The sequence below is a fragment of the Psychroserpens sp. genome, from assembly GCF_047633235.1.
GTDB lineage: Bacteria > Bacteroidota > Bacteroidia > Flavobacteriales > Flavobacteriaceae > Psychroserpens.
In genome coordinates, this window is the sequence record NZ_JBLIET010000008.1 from 60921 (window position 1) to 72776 (window position 11856).

Here is an 11856-nt window from a genome sequence, read left to right on the forward strand (position 1 = left end):
TCTTTTTTCTTCTTTTCATCCAACATCTAGATCATTTCTTCATCACCTAATTGTTAATTTACAAAAGTAAAGTTGTTAACTTATATGATGTATACACTTAACTTTATAATTCCGTAGAGGGGAGCTATTTTTATTCCTAATTTTATTTAAGGCGTTATTAATTAAAATATATTGTTCTTGTTTCTGGTCATTATGGTTGCCTACTGAACTTCAAAAAACGCTGATGAAAAATAAGTAATTGATGCTGATAAATAGCTCGAAAGAGATTTAGAAATGCATCACAAGGAAGGGGCTTCCTATTTAGGCGGAGATACATCTGTGATGAATTTACAAAACTTTACTAAGGATATTGTTATAGTAACAGCTGAAGGTAATCTGGCTGGAATGGATGAGTGCAAAGCTTACTGCTTAAACTATTTGACTGGCTTTACTGAAATTAAATAGACCATTATTGACGCTTGTGGGCAAGGAGATAAACTGACCAAACACTGGAACTTTAGAGGCAAGCACATTGGAATGTTCTTCGGTATTACTCCAATAGCAATTTTTTTAGATTTAGCCAGAAGGACTCTTTAATACTAAGAATAATTACTGCAAATTCCAAAAGGTATTTAATAATTTTTTTCGTCATCGATGCTAATTAATAGGAGTACCTACAATAGGATAAATTATTCATGTTCATCTCTTAATTTCGAATCAATTTATGGCTACAAGAAACACTAATATTAGTTATACGTTTTTCAAGTAGTAAGTCGGGATTACAATTATTGGTGAATGGTTTGTTGCGTTTTTAAGCAATTAACTTAATATTATTTCAGATGATAGTGCTTTACTTTGGACCTAGCGTCACAAATAGGTGAGATTTTATTTTCCTTACATTAGACGTTTTAATCTACATGGCTGAATACTTCCCATTGACTAAAGATTCGTCACTTTTTTCTGGGTCGTATCCATTCCAAATTCCAGTTTCCCAAACCAATCCTATTTTTTCATTAACTATAAGTGCTTTTGTTTCGCGAACCAGATATATTTTACTTTTTCCACCATCTGAAATATATTTTTATAATGCTTTTTTTCCAGACAATAAATTTCCATTTCCCTTTGTTGTCAAGACGTCATTGGTTAGATATGAAAGTACTACTTCTTCTTTGTGTGACTTAAGAGCTAGATTTGAAGCCTTTCTAATTGCTAATATTTGCTCTTCATTAGTTTGCGATAATAGTTCTGATGTGCACATTAAAAGGCAAAGAACTATAAAAAGGATGTGTTTCGTGTTTTTTATTTATTCTATACTTTATTGGTGTTCGCTTTTATTTATTTTAGACATGTTTTATATTCAATTATGGGCAAGAGCTGATAACAGATAATGCGAAATCAACAAGAAATTGATATTTATCTGTATTGTTACTATCACCTATACTGTGCACTAGCGCCGTTCTATCTCCGATGCCTAAGTCTTGATACTTGTTTATAATTATTATACCGTTTTCTGGATCATGTGCATCTGGGTTTATTGGGTTCTCGGATGCTCCTGGTTCTCTGCCATAAACAAAGTAAATTGGTGCTGATGATATATTTACTTCGTCTGTTGGAGACCACCAATTAGGATCTGTCCAAATACCATCAGGAAGTGCATTATAAAAATAAAATCCTTTAATATTTAGGCTCTCTTGGTGTCCATATTTCCAGCTGATAATGCTTCCACGAGAAGAACCTCCAATAATAAAGTTGGACGTGTCGAGGTTGAATTCTTCAGCATTATTTATAACCCATTCAAACATAAGTTCTGCATCATTCCATCCCATTTCTACCTCGCTTGGTGTATTTACTGAAGTTAGAGATTCCCATGCAATAACAGAGATACCTTGGGCATTCAAATCTTCTATTATTGAGTTTGGCATATAGGTATTGCCACCATTTCCATGAGCATCAAAATAAACAGGCGTTGAACAATCTGATTCAGCTTTATAGATATCAAGGAACTGTCTAGATTCCGAGCCATATTGTACTCCTTTTAAAAGGAAACTTTCTGTTAAAGAGTTATTGTTTATTCCTTCATTATTAGAACTACAGGAAACAAAAAGAATCGCAAGTGTCAAAATTTTTAAAAATGTCTTCATCTGAATTTAATTTTTTGTTACTCCTCTTTTGATCATTTAAGGACCCTGTTGCTTAATCCAATTCTGAATAATATATTTGTAATATATTGAAAATAAATGTATTAAATCATTTGTTTTTGTCTTTTATCCGCTAACTAAATGTCAGCACAAAGTCATTATTTGCTGTCCTTTAAAAAGAGAAATTAGTACGTATGATTTATGGTTAGCCGCTTTGGTTAGCAACTAAATTAGTCAAAGAAAATGAATCAGAGGGAAATCTGGAGGATTTTTCGAGTATACGCATAACAAGTAATTAAATATTCACGTTATTAGTGGTTGTTTCTATTTGTATTTACTCTTTCTTAAAATATTGACAGCTTCAAGATTAGTCCAATATTCTACTTTAAGACTTTTATTGTTTTCTAAGGCTGTTCTCACAATATCATAGCCAACAGAATAACCGCCCCAAACAGGGTAATTGTTTGACCCAAACATAATCTCCATTTGAAGGCCAATATCTGTGCTTTGTAAGTTTGGCTGAATAGTATTCCATAAATCTGAAATTTGCTTTTCAGTTAATGCCGTGGTCCAAGGAGCTATTACACTAGGGTACATTGAGTGGGCGAAACAGTCGCCTTTTCCTTCAAATACCAAGTAGTCAAGCAGTGTCCAATTGGTTGATTTTCCAAAATTTAAGTTTGTCCAGTATGCATGGTTAAATTCATGAGCAACCGCATATTCAAGCATGTTTTCCCATCCTAAAATATCTGGTTCAATTGTCAAAATGATTTGTTTTGAACCTGCCGTCAAACCCATTATACCACTCATTTCTGCTATGACTTGCTTAAGATTTGGGTTTACAGGAAGGACATAAATGGTCAAACTTTCGTTGAAAATAGATAGTCGACTTTTATTTATTGCCCCAATTATTTTGTTTTCAATTGTTGTTTTGTTTTTCGAAATTCTATCAATTGATTGTTTTAGTTCGAAGATGTTGTTTATAGGAGAGGCGATAAAGTCCTTAACAATGGCAGAATACTCGCTTTTCTTAAAGTATCTGTTATAGATAGGAGTGAGTACCTTTTCATTATAAATGCTGTCCACTTTTTTATCGTCTGCATTTAATTCTTCAACGAAAGTTTCATAGTAGTCTGTTAGGAAAATAATTTTGTCTGAAGTTGTTTGTCCATAGGATGAAACCAAGCTGGACAACAAAGTAAATGTCAATAAAATAATTTTATTACTTTTATTCATGGGTAATTATTGCTTTAAGAAATGACGACTGATTCGTTGAATTGTTACAAGTGAGATTAACGTGTGGTTCACATTTAATTGACCTGGCTAGCATCTAAATTAGTAAAATAAAATTAACCAGAGGTGAATTTGATAGCATCTTAAGAGTACACATATAATAAGCATTTGATTATACAGGTTATTGGTTTTTCTTTATACTGCTCGTAATTTGGCCATAAAGCATTATATGTTCAAATCATCTTAAATTTTTTATTTCTCTAAATCCTTATTAATTCAGTCTTTTAAATTGTTTGATTTAATACTAATAGCATCAATAGGTCTTATAAGGTTTTCTAAACTTTTTTGTACAAAGATGAATGGTCTTATTAGTGTGGTCTATTCGTCAGATTTATTGTAAGGTAGCTCTGTATTGCTGTGAAGTGCATAGTTTAGTTCTTTTTTGCTGTAGTCCTATTTGTCTTTTGTGATTCCTTCATTGACATCACTAATAATAGTACTTCTCACCCAATCATTTCCTATCAGTATATAGTAATTTCATCTTTTGTAAAGTTTGTAATTAGGCGCAATGGTATTTGGCAAATAGTTAGAGTTTAGTGCCTAGGGTTTTTCTCTAGTTTTCGTTTGCTCATAAGCAGAACTGCTAAAGTTAAATGTACTTTATGAATAATAATTTTATTTTAAAGATATTTCAACATTTTACCCATTAATACTGACCAATAATGTGCCATGTTATTTTAAAAAATAGTTTCAAATTTAACAGATATAAAATTTAAGCAGTCGATGTTTGATTGCAGTTCTATATCTAATTTCTTAAGTAATGAGGTTTGAATAGCCTCATTTTGATGATCAGTATTCCAATTACTTATGTGAAGTGCTATAAAAATTTCGGTAGCTACAGGAAAAATTTATTCAATAGCATAAAGTACATATTTACAGCCTTATCATATTTATTTCTCGGGAACGAGGGAAACTTATTAGTTGGTCTTAATGAAGGCTAACAATCGGATATACCCAACTGTAAACATCCAAATTAGGACGCTAATATAATAAATCTTTGATTTTTACATATGATTTATTGGAGTCATGATTGTCTTTTTAAATCACTTCCTAACCAAACCAACAAGTTGCTTACCAAACACTGCAGCAACACCAGAGGCCAATCCACCAACTAATCCAGTCACCAAAATCAATACATAAGGATTACCACCAAGAGGTAGGAGTACGGCTATCTTTTTAGCCAAAGTGAAATCATTAGCACTACTTACGATAAAGGCATAGATTGCCCAAAAGCAAAATACAGCTAGAAAAGGCACAAAAAATACAGCAGCCTTTTTCAGACTAAAAAATAGTGCAGATACAAATCCTGCAACCATAACAGACCACCAAGGTAAATAGAGCGATAGGAGTAATGCCATAATTATTGTGATGACGAAGTTTATAATGTTAGTCTTCATAGTATTTGATAGGTGTTAATGTTTGTGTCCCCATAATTTGATCTGTAGCCTCAGCATTGTACAAGAAGTTTAATTCATGATACTTGCCAATTGCCCAATCATCAATAAAATTATCGTAATAGGCGCTTCCTGGATTACCAGATTGTCCACCAGGATAAATCCCGAAAGCTTTAGGAGGCGAACTCATTTCTACAATCATTCTCCACGATGGTCCGTGAGTTGAAGAAGCCGCATTGACAATATTGCGATCACCCCCAATAGGTAAATCAAATCTCGAAAAAGCAGGTAAACCCTGAAGTAGATGACCAACATGAGTGCCTTTATAAGCTTGCCAATTATAGTCACCATTTTTAGCTTTCCAATCCATGAGCTCTTTTACAGTATCTTTAAATGACAATAAAAACAAATCTTGAGCCGTTTCTTTCTCTGGAGTTTCTACAATATCCATAAATTCATTCTCCGGTTTTGTTTTCATCAAATAAATAGTCTGATAGGCATATGGTGACATCAATGCTTCCTCTTCGGTATCAAATTCATCCCAAGTTAAATGGTATAATTTGGAGTACCATTTTGACCAAATACTCGGACCTAATTTTTCTATATCGTTAATAAAATCCCAAGCTTTGATTTGGGTATAAATCTCCTTTTCTTCGGAAGTCATTAAACTATCGTCCATCGAATCAAACATAAAAGGCAATAACTCAGCGGCTTTTAAATTATAATTATTATTGTGAAGTGCTTTAAAATCATCTATTGAAAATTTATCTTTTGAATTAAAGAAATCATTAATCACACGATTTCTATAGGTTTCATAACCGTCATTAAATACATAAAACGGATAGTTTTTATCAACAGGATGTTGATTAGCCGAACTCACAAAACCACGTTCTGGATTTTTAGTGTGTGCATTAAATGCCTGCGGAATATAACTCTGCCAATCATGTTCTGGATTAGAACCATCCAATAAGAATTTACCTTGACCTTTCCACTTATTAGGAAAAAGACCTTGAATCCAAATAGCAATATCACCTTCCGTAGAGGCAAAAACAAAGTTTTGAGCGGGTGCTGTATATGCTTTTAATGCGTTGACATAATCGTCATAATTTTTTGATTTGTTCAACGCTAAAAAGGCACCCTGATTATTGCCTCCAATATGACCAACCCATTTCATAGCATAACCAGATTTTTCGTTATCACTCATGAAATTATGATCGTAAGTCACAGGTCCGTGATGCGTATAAATTACAGAGTCGATAACCGTTGCAGCACCTTTTACTTTAATCTCTTCAATACGCACTGATGTGTTTCTCCATTGATTATCATATTTGTATTCTGTTCTAGTGTTGTCTTTAAATTCAATTTTGTACCAATCTAAAACATCACGAGTCGCGTTAGTTTCTCCCCAAGCTATATGATTATTAAATCCTGAAATAACGCCTAGAGCCCCTGGCAACGTCGCTCCCATAGTATTATACTCTGGTGTGCTCAACTGCATAACAAACCAAATGGAAGGTAAGTTTAAGCCTAAATGTGGATCGTTGGCAAGAATGGGATTTCCAGTAGTCGATTTTGCTCCGGAAACTGCCCAATTATTACTGCCATTATCTGGATTTGGTTTTTCTATGGTTTGCGGTATGGTATCCAACGGCAGTTGTCCTTCAGGAGTTTTAGTGATCTCTACATCAATAAAACTCCAATCTGTTTCTTTTGGAATAATGGGATCATTAACATCAAAAAAATCTGGAAATAGTAAGTCAAAACGCTCTTTTCCGAATTTGCGCAACATATTCGTGTATTCTAAATCATTGTCTCCACCAGCTAACATCTTTGTCATATACATTAATAGTAGCATGGTCTTTTTTGTGGTCCAAGCTTCTGGCTTATAATCTAATAGTTTATATTCTACAGGAAATGTTTTAGCATCTAAGGATCTTATATAACTGTTTACACCATCACGATAGGCTTCTAAGAACTTTATAGCCTCTGGATTTTCTCGCATTTTTTCTAGTGCTTTTTCTGCACCAAATCCCATTCCTCGTCTACGTTCACTACGATCATAATTTAAGCCTGCGCTTCCAATAAGTTCTGAGACACGTCCTGCAGCAGCATGTGTTTGGAATTCCATTTGCCATAACCTATGTTTTGCAGTGATATAGCCTTGTGCTTTATATAGATCTAAATCGTTTTGAGCAAAAATATGGGGAATCAATTGTTCATCATAATGAATGGTTACTGGAGCAGACAAACCTTGGATATTGACATTTCCGTCGATAGTTTCTTCTTGATCATTTTGCCAAACTCCACCTGCAGGATCTAAGAATTTACCAATAGGAGGTACTGAACCTAATTTTGTATTAAATCCATAGAAAACAGTTATTGTGGCTATAAAAGTTATGACGAGTTTGAGGTATTTCATATGGTTAGGGTTAGTCTTCTAAATTACTGATATTTAGGATTATTATTGTTATTCAGATTTAAGGTTTAGATATCAATCTCAACCATTTCTGCCCTAGCACCAAACCGAATTGGTATGGCACTTGTTCCAATTCCTTTTGAAACATACATTATAGGTTCAGTTTCAGTATACCAACCTTTTAGATATCTACCGCTACCTTGAGGTGTAATTGGAGCAAAACCTAAGAAAGAAATTTGCCCTCCGTGCGTATGCCCTGATAAAACAAGATCAATATGTAAATCTGCTTTTTCAACTACAATCGTATCTCTGTGTTGTGGGCAATGCGTTAAGACAATATTAGTTTCAGTGTTTCTTAAGTTAGTGACCGCTTTTTGGAAATCAGGATAACCGCCAACAAAATCATCAATACCTATAACTGAAACTGACCGATTTTTAATAGAGATACTTCGGCTCTCGTTAATTAAAAGCTCACAATTATTTTTTGAAAACATAGTTTCCAATTTAAGTAAATCAACTTCTCCCCAATATTCCCAATTGCCTGTAATCGCATATTTTGGAATGGTATTATCGATTAATTGCAAAAACGTATCTAAAGCATCTATTTTATCTGTGTTATTAACAGAATCACCAGTTATAAAAATCAGATCAGGTTGTAGGTCATTTATTTTTTTTGCTATTGATTTGTGGAAATATCGAAGTGTCTCAAAATGCAAATCTGATATTTGAATAATTTTTATCTTGTTATTTTTAGGTTTAGAAATATCGAAATAGTTCCAATCGATAACATATTTTTCAAACCAAAAGCCGTCTAACAGGACTAAACCAATAGTTGCTAGTAACATTCTTTTAACAAATTTTCTTCTGGATAATCTTGACATTTATAAAAAATAAATAGCTTTATCTGAGCACCAATTTACTCACCACTTTTTTACCGATAGCGTCATTAAGCATGTCCACAATTTTTTGTTTTCCGTAGCTTAATTCTTCACGAAGTACGCTAGAGCTCAAAGCCACATATAAAACATCTCTGTCCAATGAAACATCTGTAGTATAATTATTCACACCATTTCCCATCATTTTTGCCCAGGCATCTTTAACATCTACCTTGTCCAAGCCAGATTGTAATTTATTCTTCTCTACAAACTCTTTAAGGATATCGCTAATTGGTAAGTTTTCGTTGTGTCGCTTTGCCATGTTCATTTTCCGAAGTTATCGGAAATCTTATTATTCATTACTAAAAAATTGTTATTTGGTATCAAAATCTAAATCTAAAGATTCGTAACGTTTATAAATATAGACGTCTTTATTGGTGTTATTGAGAATTATCAATTGGGTTTCATTGGCATTTAAAATCGTTTCTTTCCATTTTGAATAAGGAGTTGTATAATAAATATTGAGACTGTCGTCTTCTATTTTTATACTGAAATTTTCTTCACTTCTAGACGTTTCAAAAGTTCCAAATAAATTTGGTTTTAGTTTTCTTCGGAAACCAGACAAACTATCTGAAACCTCAATATAATCTATCGTATCATTGAAATTATAGTCTTTTTTTGTGCCATCACTCAAAGTTACTTCGTCAATTTCCCAATACCCATTAAGATGATTTATCATCGTATTAGGATCGTTTGAGCAGCTAAATAACAGTAATGTTATAACTAGTAAAGAAAGTCTTTTGTACATCATATCACCAAATTCCAAAAAATTAAAGTACAAATTCCGTGCGCCTTCAAGAACGGTATCTGTAGAAATTACATTTATAAGATTTATTAACAGTCCAAAGTTAAAAAACAAAATACAATAATATCTCAATAAGCCTTTGGAATTTTTATATCGAAATTTTTAAATTTTAAAGCTTGAATATTTTATAAGACTGATGAATTTGCTTTATCACATGTTCTGTACGTTCGGCATGAGTATCACTGATAAATAATTGACCAAAATCTTCCTTATCAACCAAACTAATTATTTGAGCAACGCGATTTTCATCTAGTTTATCAAAAATATCATCTAGTAATAGGAGTGGAGTAACACCACTTTGTTGTTTTATAAAATCAAATTGTGCCAGTTTTAAAGCAATCAAAAAGGATTTTTGCTGACCTTGACTTCCAAACTTTTTAATGGGATAGGTTTCAATTTCAAAATTAAGATCATCCTTATGAATTCCAACGCTTGTATAATGTAAGGCTTTATCTTTATTAATATTTTTTGCTAATAAGCTTTTTAAATCATCGTCAAACAAATCACTTTTATAATTTAAATTGACTTCTTCATTATCATTACTAATAGCTTTATACCGTGCTTTAAAAATAGGAATGAATGTATTTAAAAATTCATCACGGGTTTTATAAATCTCGCTTCCATAAGTGTGCAGTTGTTCGTTATAAACTTCAAGTGTTTGTACATTAAACGTGTTATTAAGTGCAAAATATTTCAATAAGGCATTACGTTGTGATAAAATCTTATTGTAATTAATTAAATTACTCAGATAGACTTTATCACTTTGTGATATGACACTGTCAATGAATTTTCGGCGTGTTTCACTACCTTCAATAATCAAATCACGATCTGCAGGAGAAATTATAACTAGAGGAATTAAACCAATATGATCACTAAATTTTTCATACGCCTTTCCGTTGCGTTTGATCATTTTCTTTTGTCCACGTTTTAGGGACACGACAACCTTTTCGGTTTTGTCGTTTTTATCAAAAATACCATCTACAACAAAAAAGTCTTCGTTATGTTTAATGTTTTGAGATGCAATAGGGTTAAAGTAGCTTTTTCCGAAGGATAAATGATAGATTGCATCAAGGGCATTTGTTTTACCAACACCATTAGCGCCGACAAAGCAATTAATTTTAGCGTCAAATTCGAAATTCTGTTGTTCAAAATTTTTATAATTAACTAAGCTTAAAGTGTTTAAAATCATAAAAGTAAAGGGGAATATGGGTATTTGGGCGTCCTAAATATACGCGGAAGTAAAAATAACAAATAATTTACCTTTTAAATCCCAATAAAAATTTTATTTTTGCGCCACAAATAAACAACCATGGCAACATATAAGAAACGAGGTTATAAACCAAAAGCTACCAAAGAAAAAGGTGAAACGTTAGATGCTTTAGAGCAAGATTCTACAACAGCAGAAGTGTTTAATACACTGGATGAAGGAGCTAATAAAGCTGAAGATTGGGTTGCTGGAAATCAAAAAGGAATTTTTATCCTTATTGGTGTGGCAGCAGTAATTATGCTAGGTTACTTAGGATATAACAAGTTTATTGCTGAGCCTAAGGCTGAAGAAGCAATGAATGAAATGTACTCTTCTCAGAAATATTTTGATGAAGCTGTAGATGGAGTAGACAAAGATTCTTTATATAATTTAGCCCTTACAGGTGGTGGTGGAAAATTAGGTTTAACAGATATCGTTGACCAATATGGAACGACTCCTGCTGGAAATTTAGCAAACTATTATGCTGGTATGGCATATTTAAATACTAAAGATTATACGAATGCTGTTAAGTATTTAGCTGATTTTAGTACCGATGATGCTGTTCTTGGACCAATTGCTAAAGGAGGAATGGGAGATGCATTTGTTCAATTAGAACAATTGCCAGAAGCTTTAGAATATTATGAAAAGGCAATTGCCGCATCAACTAATGACTATACAACACCAATGTATCTTTTAAAAGCGGCGAATGTTGCACAATCATTAGGTGAAAATGATAAAGCTTTAAAATATTACATGAGAATTAAATCTGATTTTAAAACGTCAGACCAAGCAAAAAATATTGATACCTTTATTGGTAGAGCAGAATCGAGTAAATAATTAAATAGAGCTCCGATGTTACGGAGAATGCACTATGGCAACTGCAAATCATAATTTATCTCATTACGATAAAAACACAATCCCAGACGCGAAAGACTTTCGGTTTGGGATTGTTGTTTCTGAGTGGAATGATACCGTCACCAACGGACTTTTAAAAGGAGCACAAGAGGTCTTAATAGATTGTGGTGCTTTACCAGAGAATATTATCACATGGGATGTTCCTGGGAGTTTTGAGTTGATTTACGGAAGTAAAAAAATGATCGAGCAGAAGGTTGATGCGGTTATTGCCATAGGTTGTGTGATTCAAGGTGAAACCAAGCATTTTGATTTTGTTTGTGAAGGTGTCACTCATGGTATCAAAGCACTCAATCTAAACTCTGATACTCCAGTTATTTTTTGTGTGCTTACTGATAATACAATGCAACAATCTTTAGATCGTTCTGGAGGTAAGCATGGTAACAAAGGAACAGAAGCTGGTATTGCTGCTATAAAGATGGCAGAATTACGCGGAAGGTAGTACTCCGTTTTCAGTCGCGATTTTCATATTTTCACTCTTACTCTACACATGAAATCACTCTAACTCTCGAGTTGTCTGGCAAAGTCAACGAGATGCTAACGCTACTCATACGCCGAAGGCCCCCTTTTTTTAATAGTTTATATGATTTTATAATTAATACATCAGTTAGCTCTTAAATGGATTGATGACGTGTATTGATTTAAAATTTCTAAAGTAAATATTAACAATTTTTAGCACTCCAAATCGCTATTTTCCTAGTAAATTCTGTACTTTTGAGGTATGGCAATTATAATTTA

General features: G+C 33.0%; 11 protein-coding genes. 2 read left to right on the forward strand and 9 right to left on the reverse strand.

Annotation, left to right across the window (positions count from 1 at the left end; translation table 11 throughout):
* Positions 1–1060: 1060 nt before the first annotated feature.
* The 9 genes from ACJAZK_RS04235 to recF all read right to left on the reverse strand — a co-directional run bounded on the left by ACJAZK_RS04235 (position 1061) and on the right by recF (position 10149).
* Entirely contained in the window at positions 1061–1237 is a 177-nt protein-coding gene (locus ACJAZK_RS04235; protein WP_415222767.1) for a hypothetical protein, read from the reverse strand.
* Between the two features lie 103 nt (positions 1238–1340).
* Positions 1341–2120 carry a hypothetical protein gene (locus ACJAZK_RS04240; protein WP_415222768.1) on the reverse strand — a complete coding sequence of 260 codons (780 nt, stop codon included), beginning with the start codon at positions 2118–2120 and terminating at the stop codon, positions 1341–1343.
* A 321-nt stretch (positions 2121–2441) separates the two neighbouring features.
* A complete protein-coding gene (locus ACJAZK_RS04245; protein WP_415222769.1) occupies positions 2442–3353 on the reverse strand; it encodes a DUF2268 domain-containing putative Zn-dependent protease in 912 nt (303 codons plus the stop codon).
* 1100 nt (positions 3354–4453) lie between these two features.
* Positions 4454–4807 carry a hypothetical protein gene (locus tag ACJAZK_RS04250; protein ID WP_415222770.1) on the reverse strand — a complete coding sequence of 118 codons (354 nt, stop codon included), beginning with the start codon at positions 4805–4807 and terminating at the stop codon, positions 4454–4456.
* Entirely contained in the window at positions 4797–7223 is a 2427-nt protein-coding gene (locus ACJAZK_RS04255; RefSeq protein WP_415222771.1) for a penicillin acylase family protein, read from the reverse strand. The genes ACJAZK_RS04250 and ACJAZK_RS04255 overlap by 11 nt, the downstream gene beginning before the upstream one ends.
* A 65-nt stretch (positions 7224–7288) precedes the next feature.
* Positions 7289–8065, reverse strand: a complete 777-nt coding sequence (locus ACJAZK_RS04260) for a metallophosphoesterase (protein ID WP_415222772.1) — start codon at positions 8063–8065, stop codon at positions 7289–7291.
* Positions 8066–8120: 55 nt separating this feature from the next.
* Positions 8121–8417 (reverse strand): DUF721 domain-containing protein, encoded by a 297-nt coding sequence (locus tag ACJAZK_RS04265; RefSeq protein WP_028872254.1) that lies wholly within the window; start codon positions 8415–8417, stop codon positions 8121–8123.
* 51 nt (positions 8418–8468) lie between these two features.
* The gene (locus ACJAZK_RS04270; protein WP_415222773.1) at positions 8469–8906 is read right to left on the reverse strand and encodes a hypothetical protein; all 438 of its coding nucleotides are present in this window, start codon (positions 8904–8906) and stop codon (positions 8469–8471) included.
* 163 nt (positions 8907–9069) lie between these two features.
* A complete protein-coding gene (gene recF, locus ACJAZK_RS04275) occupies positions 9070–10149 on the reverse strand; it encodes a DNA replication/repair protein RecF (RefSeq protein ID WP_415222774.1) in 1080 nt (359 codons plus the stop codon).
* Between the two features lie 120 nt (positions 10150–10269).
* Here recF and ACJAZK_RS04280 point away from each other — a divergent pair, with 120 nt between their 5' ends.
* Positions 10270–11043 carry a tetratricopeptide repeat protein gene (locus ACJAZK_RS04280; protein WP_415222775.1) on the forward strand — a complete coding sequence of 258 codons (774 nt, stop codon included), beginning with the start codon at positions 10270–10272 and terminating at the stop codon, positions 11041–11043.
* A gap of 34 nt (positions 11044–11077) precedes the next feature.
* Positions 11078–11560: a 6,7-dimethyl-8-ribityllumazine synthase gene (ribH, locus tag ACJAZK_RS04285; RefSeq protein WP_415222776.1), complete on the forward strand. Its 483-nt coding sequence runs from the start codon at positions 11078–11080 to the stop codon at positions 11558–11560.
* The last annotated feature ends 296 nt before the right edge of the window (positions 11561–11856 follow it).